The organism is Myxococcus sp. MH1 (assembly GCF_059738865.1).
Window position 1 is genome coordinate 1205056 of record NZ_AP026947.1, and the last position, 14012, is coordinate 1219067.

Here is a 14012-nt window from a genome sequence, read left to right on the forward strand (position 1 = left end):
ACTGCGGACATGCCCGACATGCTGGCCATCATCAGCAAGGCGATTTTCGAGAAGGAGGCCGTCGGTCTGTCTCCCGGCAAGGTGCTCCCCACGGACCGCTATCGCAGTCAGAGCAAGCACCTGGCGCCGCTCGAGAATGGCGGTCGCCTCTTCCTCGTCACCGTGCGTCCCCCGGACGAGGCCCTGTGGCTCGTCGCCGTGCTCGAAGGGCTGTCCCTGGATGACGACGGCTGGGTGGGCCGCAAGAACCGCGTGCCCATCACCGACGTCACCACCGCCATCCCCAAGCTGCGCTTCGAGTCCGGCAAGGGAATCCAGGCCGCGAAGGGCGCGCTGGGCATGTCGCTCCAGACGCCGCGCACGCTCACCGCCGGGGACGTGGAGCTGCTCCTCTCCAGCGCGGGCGCAGGCCCCCTCAATCTCACCGCGCACCAGGAGGGCTCGGCCCTGCCGTGCCTGTGCAAGCAGTGCCTGCCCGCGAGCCAGGAGCACGCGCAGGCCCAGGGCATGCGCTTCGTCCGCGCCCAGGTCGAGACGGGCGGCAGGCTGCTCTACTACTGGCTGCCCGAGGAGCTCACGAAGCAGGCGCGCGCGGTGTCCAACGCGGTTCGCGGCGCGCTCGTCGGACGGCTCGGGGCCTGAGTCGGGGCTGGCGCTTCGTCCGCGCCCAGCGCTGATTCTCGAGGAGCGCCGCGGTCCGCCGGGCATGCCCCGCCGCTCGGCGTGCGCTCATCGCCACCGTCGCGGCTCGGAGGGGCGATGGCCCCTCGCCCGTGGGACTACGGCTTCGCGTCCGGAGCGGACAGCTCGGAGCCGATCTGCCGCCACTCCTGCGCGTAGGCGCCGCGGGTGAACGAGCGCAGGTCGTCGCTCGTCACCGTGCCCCGCGCCATCGCGGTGTCGAGCGCGCGGACGACGGCGGCCCGGTGCGGCTGCTCGACGTACGGGTTGCCCTCGCGGAACACCTCGCCGAAGAGCGACTCCAGCCGGCCATCCTGCTTCAGCCGCTCGACGATGCGGGCCTGCGAGGCGGGCTCGTCCGCGTGCGCGTGCAGCATCGCGGAGGCCATGCCGCCCTGCGCGTCCGCGTCGGAGAACTCCGAGAGCAGCTCCAGCTCCGCGTCCGCACCGGCGATGGCCGAGGCCTCGGAGGAGGCGGGCGTCAGCGGCCCCCCCCCCAGCGCCACCGCCGGCGTGGCGCGAGGCGTCGGACGGCGGTCCGGCTCGAAGTCGCTGCGCCCCTGGAACGGACTCACCGCGCGAGTTGCCTGGGCGTCCTTCTTTCCGGGGTTCTGCTGCGCGCCCTTGTTGGCGGCGGAATCCGCCCGCTCCGTGCTGGAGCGCTCCGGCACGGAGCTCTTCGGCGACGACGAACGGTTTCCACCATCAATGCGCGACATGCGTGCGCTCCAGGAAGACTGCGAGCCGGTGCTGACATGGCTCCGGGAAGTCTCAGGGAAGTTATCGGACGCCCCCGGCGCCAGTTGCGTCCAGCCCGAAGGTGGATCCTCCGTCGACTGTGCGCGAGTCGAATGACCACCGGTAGACAATCCAATTCGTTCAGCAACTACCGGCGTTTGGCGGCGGGGGTGGGAGGGAACAGGCACTCCAGCCCACGCACCACGTCATCCCGCCAGGCCGTGTAGTTGTGACCTCCGCTGTACTCCCGGTCCTCCACCCGGTGGCCGCTGGCCCTCAGCAGGGGGGTGATGCGCTGGTTTCCCTCCAGCAGCCCCTCGAACCGGCCGCAGCTCATCCACACCTCCAACGGGCGGCGGGGCACCTGCCGCGCCAGGTCGAAGACGACGAACTCGTGGTTTTCCACCACGAAGGCGCCCGACTGGGACAGCACCCGCCCGAAGGTCTCCGGCGCGCGCAGGCCGATGAAGAGCGACATCAGTCCGCCCAGGGACGAGCCCAGCACCCCATGGGCGCCCGGGTGGTGGCGCTCGTCCACCAGGGACAGGTGCTCGCGGGCCAGGGGCAGCACCTTCCACACCAACAGGCCCACCGTGTACTCGCTGCACGTGTACTCCACGTCGCGCATGGGGCCGCCGTGGGAGACGAGCGCGAGGGCGACGGGGCTCATGCGGCCATCGGCGATGAGCGTGTCCACCAGCTCCGGCAGCCGCACGCGGCGCAGGTACTCCTCGCCGTCGAGCACCACCACCAGCGGCACGGGCCCCTTCGTCGGCGGGGCATACAGGTGCACGGTGCGCTGGCCCGTCAGGCCCGTGTCGGACATGTCCACGCGGTGCCGGGTGACGCGGCCTCGGGGAAGACCTCGGGGCCTGCGCGAGGGGAGGGCGGGCCCGCCGTCGGGCATGTAGAAGACGTGGTTGCTCTCACCGAAGCTGTTGTCACAGACGCGCGCGTTGAAGTCGTCCCGCACCCGACGGCCCTTCGCGTCGAACAGCGCGTACTCCACATAGGCGTCCCGGGGCAGCGCCAGCGAGCGCGTCCAGAGGCCAGGGCCCGCGCGCTCCAGCGGCAGCGGCTCGCCCTTCCAGTCCTGGAAGTCCCCCTGGACGAAGACGGGCCCGCGCCCGCGCCACACGAAGGTGGCGGTGTCGCCGATGATGACGGGTGTCCCTTCCGCTCGCGCTCGCGCTTCCAGCTCCCTGGCATCCATCCCGCGTCGCTCCTAGGCAGTTCCCGCCGCTGTTTCTAGCCCGAGTCACCCACGCGAGCGCCCGGGCTTCGTCGCTCAGCCGAGCAGCTGCTTCAGCGCGCCTTCCAGCTCCGGGAAGCCGAACGCGAAGCCCGCCGCCCGGGCTCGCGCGGGCAACACCCGCTGGCCCTCGAGCACCACCTTGGACATCTCCCCCAGCGCCGCCTTCACCATGAAGGCCGGGACATGCATCACGCTGGGGCGCCCCAGCGCGTGGCCCAGCGCGTGAGCGAAGGCCGTGTTCGTCACCGGCTCCGGCGCGGTGGCGTTCACCGGCCCCTCCAGCTCCGGGTGCGCCAGCGCGAACTGGAGGAGCGCCCGCGCGTCGTCCAGGTGAATCCAGCTCACGTACTGCTTGCCGCTGCCCACCGGCCCTCCGGCGCCCAAGCGGAACGGCGGCAGCATCTTGTGCAGCGCGCCGCCGTCCGGATGCAGCACCATGCCCATGCGCACCACCGCCGTGGGAATCCCCGCCTCCTCGCGCGCCCGGAGCGCCTGGGCCTCCCACGCCACGCACACCCGCGCGAGGAAGTCGTCGCCGGGGGCGCTGTCCTCCGTCAGGGCCTGCGCCTCGCGAGCGCCGCCGTAGTAGCCGATGGCTGACGTGGACACGAAGCGCTTCACCGTGCCCGCGGCCTTCATCGCGTCCACCAGCACCCGCGTGCCCTGCACCCGGCTGTCGTGGATGCGCTGCTTCGCGTCCTTCGTCCACCGCTGCGCCACCGGCTCGCCCGCCAGGTGCACCACCGCGTCCACGCCCGCGAGCGCCTCGGGCGCCATCGCCGTCCGCCCGTCGAACACCGCCCCCGTCACCCCCGCGGGCAGCCGCTCCAGCGCCCGGGCCACGTCCCGCGTGAGCACCTGGACCTGATGGCCATGACTCAACAAACCCTGGACAAGTCCCGGGCCCAGGAACCCCGTGGCCCCCGTCACCGCCACCTTCATGGGGTGGCTCCCGGGGCGGCCGGCGCGGCCACCGGCGTCGTCAGGTCCACCCCCACCAGCTTGCTGAGCGACTCGAAGAAGGCCGTCTGCTCCTCCGGCTTCATCTTCCCCGAGTGTCGGTAGACCAACACTCCCTGTGCATCCAGCAGCAGCACGTTGGAGGTCTTCAGCGGCAGCATCCACGGCGCCTCGCCCATGGCTCCTTTCAGGTCCACCAGGATGGGCACGCCCACCTTCTTCTCCTCGTCCCGGACGTAGGAGAGGGCAATCTGCCGAGCGGGAAAGAAGTCGAACTTCATGAGGTTGGCCACCGCCACCACCGTGGCCGCCCCCAACAGGTTGCGCTCCTTGCCCCGCGCGAAGAGCTCCTCCTTCAGCCCCGCGTTGAGCTTCGTGGAGTCCTTGTCCTCATAGAAGAGAATTACCGGTTTTCCACGCCAGCGAGAGAGACGCACCTCTTCTCCGCTCGAGGTTCGTAACGTCGCGTCCTGCGGACCGTCCGGAAGGTTGGACGCGAGGGCTCCCTGGGAAAGCAGGGCGGCCGCCAGTGTGCCGGTGATCCACGTCTTCATGAGGTGACCCCTGGTGGACAAGGTTGATACAAACCATGGACATAGCCTTGACAAGGCCTGGACGCAAACGTTACCTCTCAGCAGCAGCCGCCTGAATCCGGAGGATCAACCGATGGCCCTTCCCCGTCCCGCTGTACAGCCGATGTCGGGCGAGCTTCCCCTGGAGCAGGCCTGGCTGAAGCTCGTGCAGGCACAGGTGGAGACGTCGTTGGGCGAGCTGTTCGACCTGCCGGACGAGGCCCGCCTGGACGCGCGCTGGACGTGGGCCATGGCGCAGGCGCGCACGTACGCCCTCAGGCCGGCCAAGCGGGTGCGGCCGGCGCTGGTGATGGCGGGGCACTGTCTGGCGAAGGGCACGCCGGTGGTGCCGGGCGAGCTGTGGCGCTTCGCGGCGGGGCTGGAGCTGCTGCACACCTTCCTGCTCATCCATGATGACGTGGCGGACCGGGCGCACCTGCGGCGGGGCGGCGCGGCGCTGCACCACCTCCTGGCGCCGGGGCGCGGCGGCGAGGACCTGGCGGTGGTGGTGGGCGACCACCTCTTCGCGCGCTCGCTGGAGGCCATGCTGGAGTCGGGCCTGCCGGGCGTGGCGAGGGTGGTGCGCTACTACCTGTCGGTGTGCCGTCACACGGCGGCGGGCCAGTACCTGGACCTGGCGCTGGGCGGCGCGCCGCTGTCGCAGGTGTCGCTGTTCCAGACGCTGCGCGTGGCCTACCTCAAGACGGCGCGCTACGGCTTCTGCGCGCCGCTCGTCTGCGGCGCCATGCTGGGCGGCGCCAGCCCCGAGCTGGTGGCGGGGCTCGAGCGCGTGGGCCGTCAGGTGGGCCTGGCCTACCAGCTGAAGGACGACCTCATCGGGCTCTTCGGTGACTCGAGCGTCGCGGGCAAGGCGGCGGACGGTGACTTCATGCAGGGCAAGCGCACCTTCCCGGTGCTGGCGGCCTATGTGCGCGCCCCGCCGAGGGCCCGCGAGGAGTTGGAGCTGCTCTGGTCGCTGCCCGAGTCGCTCAAGGACGCGCGCGCCCTGGCGCGTGCCCGGACGCTGGTGGAGGAGTACGGCGGCCGTGAGGCGTGCGAGCGGTTGGTGACGCGCGGCTCCCACGCGGCCCGGCGCGCCTTGCACTCGCTGCCCAACCCCAACGGGGCCCGGGACCTGTTGGACGCGCTCATCGCGCGGCTGGCCCATCGCATCGCCTGAGGACCTCATGAGCTCGCGAATCCAGGGCAGACGCGTGGTGGTGGTGGGCGCCGGAGTCGGAGGCCTGGCCGCGGCGGCGCGGCTGGCGCACCAGGGCTTCGACGTGCGCGTCGTCGAGAAGACGGTGGGGCCGGGAGGTCGCTGCAACCGGCTGCGGGTGGAGGGGTTCACCTGGGACATCGGTCCCACCATCGTGCTGATGCCGGAGGTGTTCGAGGAGACCTTCCGCGCGCTCGGTCGGCGAATCGAGGACTACCTGACGCTGCTCAAGTGCGAGCCCAACTACCGGGTGCACTTCCGCGACGGCTCGGACGTCACCTTCACCTCCGAGCTGTGCGCCATGGGGCGCGAGCTGGAGCGGGTGGAGCCGGGCAGCTACGCGCGCTACCTCGCCTTCCTCGCCCAGGGGCGTGTCCAGTACCGCACGAGCCTGGACCACCTGGTGGGCCGCAACTACGAGGGCATCACCGACTACCTGTCCCCGCGCGTGCTCGCCCGCATCCTCCAGGTGCGCGCGCATCGGCGCATGTACCCGGACGTCAGCCGCTACTTCAAGGACGACCGGCTGCGCGCGGCGATGACCTTCCAGACCATGTACCTGGGCGTGTCTCCCTTCGAGTCGCCCGCGGTGTATGGACTGCTGCCCTTCACCGAGCTGGGCGTGGGCATCTGGTTCCCCAAGGGGGGCCTGTATGCGATTCCGCAGGCGCTGGAGAAGCTGGCGCTCGAGGAGGGCGTGCGCTTCCACTACGGCACCCCCGTGGAGCGCATCCTCACGGAGGGCGGCCGCACCACCGGCGTGAGGCTGGAGGGTGGCGAGGTGCTGGAGGCGGACGCGGTGCTGTGCAACGCGGACCTGCCCTACGCGTACGAGAAGCTGCTGGACCCGGAGGCCACCACGCTCAAGCGCCGCGAGTCGCTGCGCTACACGTCCAGTGGCTACATGCTCTACCTGGGGATGCGCCGGAAGTACCCGGAGCTGGGGCACCACAACGTGGTCTTCGGCCACGACTACAAGGGCTCGTTCGACGACATCTTCCAGCGCTTCCGCGTGCCGGACGACCCGAGCTTCTACGTCAACGCGCCCACGCGCACGGATTCGTCGCTCGCGCCCGAGGGCAAGGACTCGCTCTATGTCCTGGTGCCCGTGCCGCACCAGCACCCGTCGCTCGACTGGAAGGTGGAGGGCCCCAAGGTGCGCGCCAAGGTGTTCGCGCGCCTGGCCGAGCTGGGCCATCCGGACCTGGAGTCGGACATCGAGGTGGAGCGTGTCTTCACTCCCGACGACTGGGCGGGCACGTTCAACCTGGCCAAGGGCAGCGCGTTCGGACTGGCGCAGAACTTCCTGCAGATTGGTCCGTTCCGGCCGTCCAACCAGGACGCGCGGGTGAAGAACCTCTTCTTCGTCGGTGCGTCCACGCAGCCGGGCACGGGGCTGCCCACGGTGCTCATCTCCGCGCGGCTCGTCACCGAGCGGCTGATGTCGTGGGCTCGTGACCGCGGGGTGAAGTTGTCCCCGCGCGCGGACCCGGCGAAGTCGGTGGCGGCGGAGGTGGCGGCATGAGCACGACCGACGAGAAGGCGCTGGTGCGTCGGGGATACTGGCTGGCCCGGCGGGTGACGCGGCATCACGCCAAGAGCTTCTTCTTCGCCTCGTATCTGTTGTTCGGTCAGCGCCGGAAGGCGGCGTTCGCGCTGTATGCGTTCTGCCGGCGGCTGGATGACCTGGTGGATGAGGCGGGGCCCGACGGCGAGGAGCTCGCGGTGCGGTTGGACCGGGCCCGACGCATGGTGGCGGAGCTGTACGTGCCCATGCCGGAGCTGGCCTCGCGCGAGCTGGGGCCCCCGAATGACCGGGTGGCGGGTGTGGCGGCGCGCTCGCCGTGGGACGCGGGGGAGTTCGCGGCGCTGGCGCACACGGTGCGGCTCTACCGGATTCCGGAGCAGCCGTTCCAGGACCTCATCTCCGGCATGGAGATGGACCTGACGAAGAACCGCTACGAGACGTGGGAGGAGCTGGACCTCTACTGCTACCGCGTGGCGGGCGTGGTGGGGTTGATGTTGACGCCGGTGCTCGGGTGCTCGGACGTGTCGGCGCTGCAGCCGGCGGCGGACCTGGGCCGGGGCATGCAGCTCACCAACATCCTGCGCGACGTGCGCGAGGACCTGGAGCGCGGCCGCGTGTACCTGCCCGCGCGGGAGCTGGCGCACTTCGGGCTGTCCGAGGAGGACCTGCACCGCGGGAAGGTGGACGCGCGGTGGCGGGACTTCATGCGCTTCCAGGTGGCGCGGGCCCGCGTGTACTACGCGCGCGCGGCGCAGGGGGTGCCCTCGCTCACCGGGTTCGGCAGTCAGCGCATGGTGCGGCTGATGGGCGCCATCTATGGCGACATCCTCCGGGAGATTGAGGTGCGCGACTACGACGTGTTCAGCTCGCGCGCCTTCGTGCCGACGGGCCGCAAGCTGTCACTGGCCGCCGCGACGTTCCTGCGTCCCATGAGTGTGCTGCCCGCGCCCCTCGGCGAGGCGCGCGTGCCGTTGCTGCCGAGCGAGGCGGGGGGCCGACACCATGGCTGATGCGTGTGTTCGGAGGCGGGGGTGCCCCGGCTTCCACGCGAAGCGGGGCGATGACGCCATGGGGGACGTACGTGCTCGCGGACGTTTGGAGCCGCGGCGAGGGGGGCATGGCCTCCGCGCGATGCAGGGTGGTGACGCCGCGGAGACCCCGTGCGTTCGCGAGTGCCCGGAGGCGCGGTCATGAGGGCCTCCCGGGTCGCCGTCATCGGTGGAGGCATCGGCGGGCTCACCGCCGCGGGGCTCCTGGCGAAGGAGGGCCACGCGGTGACGCTGTTCGAGGGCAGCGCGTCACTGGGCGGCAAGGCGCAGGCGGTCACCGTGGACGGCGTGACGCTGGACACCGGGCCCACGCTGTTGACGCTGCCGGACCTGGTGCGTGGCACCTTCGAGCAGCTGGGCGCGATGGACCTCCTGCCTCCGCTCACGGAGCTGGAGCCGCAGTGCTCCTATCGCTTCTCGGATGGGTGCTCGTTCACCGCGTACAAGGACGTGGAGCGCACCGCGGACAGCGCGGGGGACGTGAAGCCCTCGGAGCGTCGAGGCATCCGCGGCTTCTACGCGGAGGCCGCCGCCATCTGGGCCGCCGCGGGTGAGCCCTACCTGGAGGCGCCCTTCGAGGGCATGGCCGGCTTCATGGGCCGCGTGGCGAAGCGGGGCATCGGCGCGGTGCTCGCGGGCATGCAGCTGTCGTCGCTGCACGCCCTGGCGGTGAAGCACCTGCGCACCGAGCACCTGCAACAGTACGTGGGGCGCTTCGCCACCTACGCGGGCGCGTCGCCGTACGAGGCGAGCGCGGCCTTCGCGCTGATTCCTCACATCGAGCACGCCTACGGTGTCCACCATGCGCGCGGTGGCGTGGGCGCGCTCGTGGACGCGCTGGGACGCGCGGTGCGCAGGCTGGGCGTCACGGTGCACCTGCGGACGCGGGCCCGCTTCGAGCGCACGCACGAGGGCTACCGCGTGGGCCCGGAGGAGGACGGCGCGCTGTTCGACGGCGTGGTGGTGAACGCGGACCCGCTGGAGTCGCTGCGGCGCGAGGGCGAGGCGCTGGCGCTCTCCGGCTTCGTGCTGCTGCTGGACGTGGAGGGACGACTCCCGCTGCCGCACCACGCGGTGCTCTTCGGCAGCGACTACCCGCGCGAGTTCAGGGAGCTGTTCAGCGGGCAGCTCGCGTCGGACCCGACGGTGTACTTCTGCAACCCGTCCGCGACGGACCCCACGATGGCCCCCGTGGGCCGCACGGGCCTGTTCGTCATGGTGAACGCGCCGCCGTTGTCAGGCGGCCCTGGGGCGCTGGAGACCAGCGCGCGCGAGTGGGAGCAGCACGGCGAGCGGGTGAAGGCGCAGATGTTCGAGAAGCTGTTCGCGCACCACCCGGAGCTCCGGGGGCGGGTGCGTGTCATCGGCCAGCGCTCGCCGGTGGACCTGGCGGCGCAGGGCGCTCCGGGGGGCTCCATCTACGGCTTCCTGCCCCACGGCAAGCTGGGGCCCTTCCGGCGTCCTCGCATCCGGGGCAACACGCCGGGCCTGTTCTTCGCGGGCGGCGGCACACACCCGGGCGGTGGGGTGCCCCTGGTGATGCTGTCCGGCCGCTTCGCCGCGGAGATGGCCTCCGCGCATCTGCGGAGGGGCGGATGATGAACACCTTGCGAGACATTCCGGCGCTGCCCGGCGAGGCGGGGGCCTATCGCTGGTTCTACGCGGACGTGACGGCGGGTCCGTTCAGCGCGGTGTGCATCTTCATGCTGGGCTCGCTCTTCTCGCCCCGGTACTCGGTGGCGGCGCGTCGAGGCGGACGACCCATGGAGTACAGCGCGGTGAACTTCGCGCTGTACCACGAGGGCGTGCGTCGTCTGTGGGTGCTCAGCGAGTATCCGCACGCGCAGATGGAGTCGCCGGGGCGGCTGCGCATCGGCCGCTCGACGCTGACGTACGGCGAGGACGGCGCGGTGCGGATGGAGGTGGACGACTGGACGGCGCCGTGGGGACGGCCCGTCAGCGCGCGCCTCACGTTGGAGCCGCTGACGCCCATGGGCGAGGTGGTGCGGTTGATGCCCGAGCTGCCGCACTACTGGCAGGCCCTGGCGCCGCGCGCCAAGGCGAAGCTGGAGGTGTCCTCGCTCGGCGTGACGGCGGAGGGGCTGGGGTACCACGACACGAATCACGGTGAGGAGTTGCTGGGCGCGCGGCTCGCCGGCTGGCACTGGGCGCGCACGCACCGCGAGGACACGACGGTGGTGGACTACCACCTGCCGGATGGCGTGGCCCCGCTGCGGATGACGGCCTGTTCCAGCGGTGTGCGCTGCGAGCGTGGCGAGGAGCCTCAAGCCCGGCCCACGGTCATCACCGGCTGGGGCCTTCGCGTGCCCTCGCGCCTGGAGTCGGGCAACACGGTGGTGGGGCAGGCGCGGCTGTTGGAGTCCTCGCCCTTCTATGCGCGACTGGAGGCTCGCAAGGGCGCGCTGGACTGCATGGGCGAGGTGGCGGACTTCCGCCGGTTCCACTCGCCCTTCATCCGGTGGATGGCCCACTTCCGCACGCGCCTGGGGAGGGCGGCATGAGTGTGCCGATGGGGTGGATGAGGCTCGCCTCGGCCTTCAGCGCGATGACGCCCACGCGCCACGCGTGCTCCGGGAGGGCGGCATGAGTGTGCCGGTGCTCCTGGTCCTGGGGTGGACGGTGCTCGCCACGGGCTTCAGCGCGGTGACGCTCGTGCGGCTCCTGCGCATGCGGACAGGTCGCGCGGCGCGAGCCCCCTCGACGGCCCGCGTGCTCCTGCTTCGTCCCGTCGACGCGCCGACTCCGCGCGAGCTGGAGAATCTCGCGCTCCCCATCGACTTCGCGGGTGAGCTGGAGCAGGTGGTCGTCTCGCCCTACCGTCCGCGCCTCGGCCCGGACGTGCGCTGGCTGCCGAGCGACCCGCTCACCCCGAACCGCAAGGTGGGCCACCTCCTCTACGCGCTCTCGGTCCTCCCCATCGAGGGGCGCGTGGTGCTCGCCGTGGACGCGGATGTCGCGGTGACGGGCGCGCTGGTGGAGGGGCTGGTGGCTCCGCTGCTCGCCGGCGCCGCGCTGAGCACCGCCGCGCCCACCCCCGTGGATGCGCGCGACGGCGCGGGCCGCGCGATGGCGGGCCTGCTGCGCTACACGCACCACAGCTTCCTCGCGCTGCACGCGATGAGCGCCGGCGCCCCGGCCGTGTGCGGCAAGGCCCTGGGCCTGTCCGCCGAGGCCCGGGCCTCGCTCGAGTCCCTGGCCGACCACATCGGCGAGGACCTGGAGTTGTCCAAGCGCCTGCACGCGCGCGGGCTCGACGTGGCGCTGAGCGCCGCTCCCGCCGTGGTGCCGCTGGGCGAGGTGGGCTCGTGGGACATCCCCCTGTCCCGCTTCACGCGATGGATGCGCGTGCTCGCGAGCCACCGGCCCGGCCTGTACCCCACCGTGCCGCTGCTCTTCACGCCCACCGTGCCGCTGGTGCTGTGCGCGGCGCTGCTGGGCTCGCCCGCGTTGTCCGCCGCCGTGGCGCTGCTGGTCGCCGTGCGCGCGGCGCTGGCGCACCGGCTCGGGGTGCTCGGAGCGCCCCAGGGGCCCGTCCCAGGACGCGGCCGCGCCTGGACGGACTGGCTGCTGGGAGAAGTCTTGCTCCTGGCGGCCTTCGCCGTTTCACTGGGCCGGCAGGGGACGGTGACGTGGCGCGGACGGACGTACACCCTCTTGCGCGGTGGCCGCATGGTCCGCGTGTCGCCAGAGCTGACGGGAGGACCCGGATGACCTACGCACGTTTCCTCGGGCTGTTCGTCGTACTGCCCATCCTCATCCAACTCTGGCGCTACCGGCGGACCTTCTCCGCCAGGTCGCTGGCGCCCATGGGGATGCTCCTCATCGTCGTCTACGCGGCCACGTCCCCGTGGGACAACCTGGCCGTGAAGTGGGGCCTGTGGGGCTTCGACGCCGAGCGCATCTGGGGCATCAAGCTGGGCTACCTGCCCCTGGAGGAGTACCTCTTCTTCGGCCTCCAGACGCTGCTGGTGGGCCTGTGGGCCCGCGCCCGCCTGGCCCGCGCGCTGGAGGCTCCGTCCGCCGAGACGAAGGCCCCCGCCGCGGCGCCGTCCGAGCGCGCGCTGTCCCCGAGCGAGGTGTCGCCATGATGGAGTCTCGCTGGGCCTACCTCATCCACCTGCTCGCGTGGACGCTGCCCCTCATCGCGTTCCAGCTGGTGGTGCTCGTGCGCCACTACAAGGAGCGCTCGGGCGCGGTGCTGCGCGCGGTGCTGCCGCCGGCCTTCATCCTGGGCCTGTACCTGGCGGTGGCCGACCACCTGGCCATCTCCACCGGCATCTGGAACTTCGGCGAGGGCAAGCACCTGGGCATCTACCTGGGCCTCGTCCCGCTGGAAGAGGTGCTCTTCTTCGTCATCACCAGCGTCCTGGTGTCGCTGGGGCTGGCCCTGTTCACGGGGCTGGCGGAGCTCGTCTGGAAGAAGGAGGCGCGCTCGCCGTGATTCCCGCGGCCAAGGGAGGCCCCTTCGGGTGGGCGCTCGACCGGTACATCGGGTGGAAGTTCCGCTCGGCGTTCCGGGGGCTGTGGGTGCGCGGCGAGCTGCCGGCGTCCGGGCCGGGGCGGCTGGTGTACCTGAACCACACCAACTGGTGGGACGGCTTCATGCTGCACCAGCTGTCGCGCGTGGCGGGGTGGGACGCGTACTGCCTCATGGACGAGGAGAACCTGCGGCGCTACCGCTTCCTCGCGCGCATCGGCGCCTTCAGTATCCGCCGCAAGGACGCGATGTCCTCCATCGAGTCGCTGCGCTACGCCAAGGAGCTGCTGCGCCGCCCGCGCGCGGCGCTGTATGTCTTCCCCGAAGGCGAGCACCGTCCCTTCGGCGAGCTGCCCCTGCGGCTGGAGCGCGGCGTGGAGATGCTGGCGCGGGTGGCGAAGGTGGAGTGCGTGCCCATCGGCGTGCGCTACGCCTTCTTCGAGCACGAGCTGCCGGACGTGTTGTTGGAGGTGGGCACGCCGCATCCACCCGGACCGCTGTCCGTCTTCCAGACAGGCCTGGAGACGGTGGTGAAGCGGCTCATGACGACGACGAGCCTGGAGGGCTTCACGCGCAAGGTGTCCGGCGCGCGGGGCGTGGCCGAGCGGTGGGACGCGGCCCGGGGAGTCCAAGCATGATGTTGCGCATCCGCACCATCTCCCGCCTGACGGGCGTCCGCGAGGCGACGCTGCGCGCGTGGGAGCGCCGCTACGGCTTCCCCCGGCCGCTTCGCAGCGAGGGCAACAACTACCGCGTGTACTCGCGCGAGGAGGTGGAGGCCGTCCGCCGCGTCGTCCGCCTCATCCAGCTGGACGGTCTGGCGGTGAGCGAGGCCATCGCCCAGGTGGTGTCCTCGCCGCTCAAGACGATGCCCGGCGCGGAGCGGCTGCAGGAGCGCTTCTGGAGCGCCGCGATGCTGCTGGACGAGGACGAGCTGTCGCGCGTGCTGGACGAGGCCCAGCGCTCCATGGACGTGGACACGTACTGCGACGGCTTCCTCATGCCGCTGTTGCGCGAGATGGCCACGCGGGTGGACGTGGCGCGCGAGCACCTGGCCTCGGGCTACCTCCGCCAGCGGCTGCGCCAGGTGCTCTCCAGCCTGGAGACCACGGCCGGCGGGCCCCGGGTGCTGCTGGCGTGTCCCCGGGGGGACTCGCACGAGGGGGGGCTGTTGGGCCTGGCCGTGCAGCTCAAGCGCAAGGGCTGGCGCACCACGTTCCTGGGCGCGGACACCCCCGCCGAGGCCCTGCGCGTGGCGTGCGAGCAGGTGCGGCCGGACCTGGTGGCGCTGTCCTTCGTCCACGGGCGGTCGCCGGAGGAGTTCCTCACGGTGCTGTCCGAGGCGCTGCAGGCCTGCGCCCTCTCGTCGGTCGTGGTAGGAGGGCCCGGCGCGCGCGAGCACCTGAAGACCGTCTTCACGCTCGGGGCGCAGTTCGCCGAGTCGTCGCAGGAGTTGATAGCCCTCTGGAACCAGGTGCGGACCGCGCAGAATCGCCCCTGAACCGTCCGCCC

At 71.6% G+C, this 14012-nt stretch carries 15 protein-coding genes; 11 read left to right on the forward strand and 4 right to left on the reverse strand.

The window, feature by feature from the left end:
- Positions 1 to 9 precede the first annotated feature (9 nt).
- Positions 10 to 642, forward strand: coding sequence for a hypothetical protein (locus AC6JA9_RS05015; protein ID WP_223783586.1), 633 nt, complete (start codon positions 10 to 12; stop codon positions 640 to 642).
- Between the two features lie 137 nt (positions 643 to 779).
- Here the strand turns inward: AC6JA9_RS05015 and AC6JA9_RS05020 are convergent, their stop codons facing one another.
- From AC6JA9_RS05020 to AC6JA9_RS05035, 4 genes are all read right to left on the reverse strand, one after another.
- Positions 780 to 1400, reverse strand: a complete 621-nt coding sequence (locus AC6JA9_RS05020) for a hypothetical protein (protein WP_223745966.1) — start codon at positions 1398 to 1400, stop codon at positions 780 to 782.
- 167 nt (positions 1401 to 1567) lie between these two features.
- A complete protein-coding gene (locus AC6JA9_RS05025; RefSeq protein WP_497959185.1) occupies positions 1568 to 2632 on the reverse strand; it encodes an alpha/beta hydrolase-fold protein in 1065 nt (354 codons plus the stop codon).
- A gap of 75 nt (positions 2633 to 2707) precedes the next feature.
- Positions 2708 to 3616, reverse strand: coding sequence for a TIGR01777 family oxidoreductase (locus AC6JA9_RS05030; protein ID WP_408888137.1), 909 nt, complete (start codon positions 3614 to 3616; stop codon positions 2708 to 2710).
- A complete protein-coding gene (locus tag AC6JA9_RS05035; RefSeq protein ID WP_497959186.1) occupies positions 3613 to 4188 on the reverse strand; it encodes a peroxiredoxin family protein in 576 nt (191 codons plus the stop codon). Before AC6JA9_RS05035 ends, AC6JA9_RS05030 begins: the two co-directional genes overlap by 4 nt.
- 112 nt (positions 4189 to 4300) lie before the next feature.
- Between AC6JA9_RS05035 and AC6JA9_RS05040 the strand changes: the two genes are divergently transcribed.
- From AC6JA9_RS05040 to AC6JA9_RS05085, 10 genes are all read left to right on the forward strand, one after another.
- Positions 4301 to 5386, forward strand: coding sequence for a polyprenyl synthetase family protein (locus tag AC6JA9_RS05040; RefSeq protein ID WP_141330955.1), 1086 nt, complete (start codon positions 4301 to 4303; stop codon positions 5384 to 5386).
- Positions 5387 to 5393: 7 nt separating this feature from the next.
- Entirely contained in the window at positions 5394 to 6950 is a 1557-nt protein-coding gene (locus AC6JA9_RS05045) for a phytoene desaturase family protein (protein WP_223745969.1), read from the forward strand.
- Positions 6947 to 7963 carry a phytoene/squalene synthase family protein gene (locus tag AC6JA9_RS05050; RefSeq protein WP_141330951.1) on the forward strand — a complete coding sequence of 339 codons (1017 nt, stop codon included), beginning with the start codon at positions 6947 to 6949 and terminating at the stop codon, positions 7961 to 7963. Before AC6JA9_RS05045 ends, AC6JA9_RS05050 begins: the two co-directional genes overlap by 4 nt.
- Before the next feature lie 180 nt (positions 7964 to 8143).
- A complete protein-coding gene (locus tag AC6JA9_RS05055) occupies positions 8144 to 9601 on the forward strand; it encodes a phytoene desaturase family protein (RefSeq protein ID WP_223745970.1) in 1458 nt (485 codons plus the stop codon).
- Positions 9601 to 10524 carry a carotenoid 1,2-hydratase family protein gene (locus tag AC6JA9_RS05060; RefSeq protein WP_141330961.1) on the forward strand — a complete coding sequence of 308 codons (924 nt, stop codon included), beginning with the start codon at positions 9601 to 9603 and terminating at the stop codon, positions 10522 to 10524. The genes AC6JA9_RS05055 and AC6JA9_RS05060 overlap by 1 nt, the downstream gene beginning before the upstream one ends.
- Before the next feature lie 82 nt (positions 10525 to 10606).
- Positions 10607 to 11734 carry a glycosyltransferase family 2 protein gene (locus AC6JA9_RS05065; RefSeq protein WP_141330947.1) on the forward strand — a complete coding sequence of 376 codons (1128 nt, stop codon included), beginning with the start codon at positions 10607 to 10609 and terminating at the stop codon, positions 11732 to 11734.
- Positions 11731 to 12111 carry a lycopene cyclase domain-containing protein gene (locus AC6JA9_RS05070; RefSeq protein WP_223745971.1) on the forward strand — a complete coding sequence of 127 codons (381 nt, stop codon included), beginning with the start codon at positions 11731 to 11733 and terminating at the stop codon, positions 12109 to 12111. The genes AC6JA9_RS05065 and AC6JA9_RS05070 overlap by 4 nt, the downstream gene beginning before the upstream one ends.
- Entirely contained in the window at positions 12108 to 12464 is a 357-nt protein-coding gene (locus AC6JA9_RS05075; RefSeq protein ID WP_046711043.1) for a lycopene cyclase domain-containing protein, read from the forward strand. Before AC6JA9_RS05070 ends, AC6JA9_RS05075 begins: the two co-directional genes overlap by 4 nt.
- Positions 12461 to 13138 (forward strand): lysophospholipid acyltransferase family protein, encoded by a 678-nt coding sequence (locus tag AC6JA9_RS05080; RefSeq protein ID WP_141330941.1) that lies wholly within the window; start codon positions 12461 to 12463, stop codon positions 13136 to 13138. The genes AC6JA9_RS05075 and AC6JA9_RS05080 overlap by 4 nt, the downstream gene beginning before the upstream one ends.
- A complete protein-coding gene (locus AC6JA9_RS05085; RefSeq protein WP_223745973.1) occupies positions 13135 to 14001 on the forward strand; it encodes a MerR family transcriptional regulator in 867 nt (288 codons plus the stop codon). Before AC6JA9_RS05080 ends, AC6JA9_RS05085 begins: the two co-directional genes overlap by 4 nt.
- The last annotated feature ends 11 nt before the right edge of the window (positions 14002 to 14012 follow it).

What these genes read in the sequence shown, in the direction of transcription:
- AC6JA9_RS05025 (WP_497959185.1), bottom strand. Translation starts at nt 2,632, where the DNA reads ATGGATGCCAGGGAGCTGGAAGCGCGAGCGCGAGCGGAAGGGACACCC.
- AC6JA9_RS05070 (WP_223745971.1), top strand. Translation starts at nt 11,731, where the DNA reads ATGACCTACGCACGTTTCCTCGGGCTGTTCGTCGTACTGCCCATCCTC.
- AC6JA9_RS05040 (WP_141330955.1), top strand. Translation starts at nt 4,301, where the DNA reads ATGGCCCTTCCCCGTCCCGCTGTACAGCCGATGTCGGGCGAGCTTCCC.
- AC6JA9_RS05035 (WP_497959186.1), bottom strand. Translation starts at nt 4,188, where the DNA reads ATGAAGACGTGGATCACCGGCACACTGGCGGCCGCCCTGCTTTCCCAG.
- AC6JA9_RS05060 (WP_141330961.1), top strand. Translation starts at nt 9,601, where the DNA reads ATGAACACCTTGCGAGACATTCCGGCGCTGCCCGGCGAGGCGGGGGCC.
- AC6JA9_RS05015 (WP_223783586.1), top strand. Translation starts at nt 10, where the DNA reads ATGCCCGACATGCTGGCCATCATCAGCAAGGCGATTTTCGAGAAGGAG.
- AC6JA9_RS05050 (WP_141330951.1), top strand. Translation starts at nt 6,947, where the DNA reads ATGAGCACGACCGACGAGAAGGCGCTGGTGCGTCGGGGATACTGGCTG.
- AC6JA9_RS05045 (WP_223745969.1), top strand. Translation starts at nt 5,394, where the DNA reads ATGAGCTCGCGAATCCAGGGCAGACGCGTGGTGGTGGTGGGCGCCGGA.
- AC6JA9_RS05075 (WP_046711043.1), top strand. Translation starts at nt 12,108, where the DNA reads ATGATGGAGTCTCGCTGGGCCTACCTCATCCACCTGCTCGCGTGGACG.
- AC6JA9_RS05055 (WP_223745970.1), top strand. Translation starts at nt 8,144, where the DNA reads ATGAGGGCCTCCCGGGTCGCCGTCATCGGTGGAGGCATCGGCGGGCTC.
- AC6JA9_RS05085 (WP_223745973.1), top strand. Translation starts at nt 13,135, where the DNA reads ATGATGTTGCGCATCCGCACCATCTCCCGCCTGACGGGCGTCCGCGAG.
- AC6JA9_RS05030 (WP_408888137.1), bottom strand. Translation starts at nt 3,616, where the DNA reads ATGAAGGTGGCGGTGACGGGGGCCACGGGGTTCCTGGGCCCGGGACTT.
- AC6JA9_RS05065 (WP_141330947.1), top strand. Translation starts at nt 10,607, where the DNA reads ATGAGTGTGCCGGTGCTCCTGGTCCTGGGGTGGACGGTGCTCGCCACG.
- AC6JA9_RS05020 (WP_223745966.1), bottom strand. Translation starts at nt 1,400, where the DNA reads ATGTCGCGCATTGATGGTGGAAACCGTTCGTCGTCGCCGAAGAGCTCC.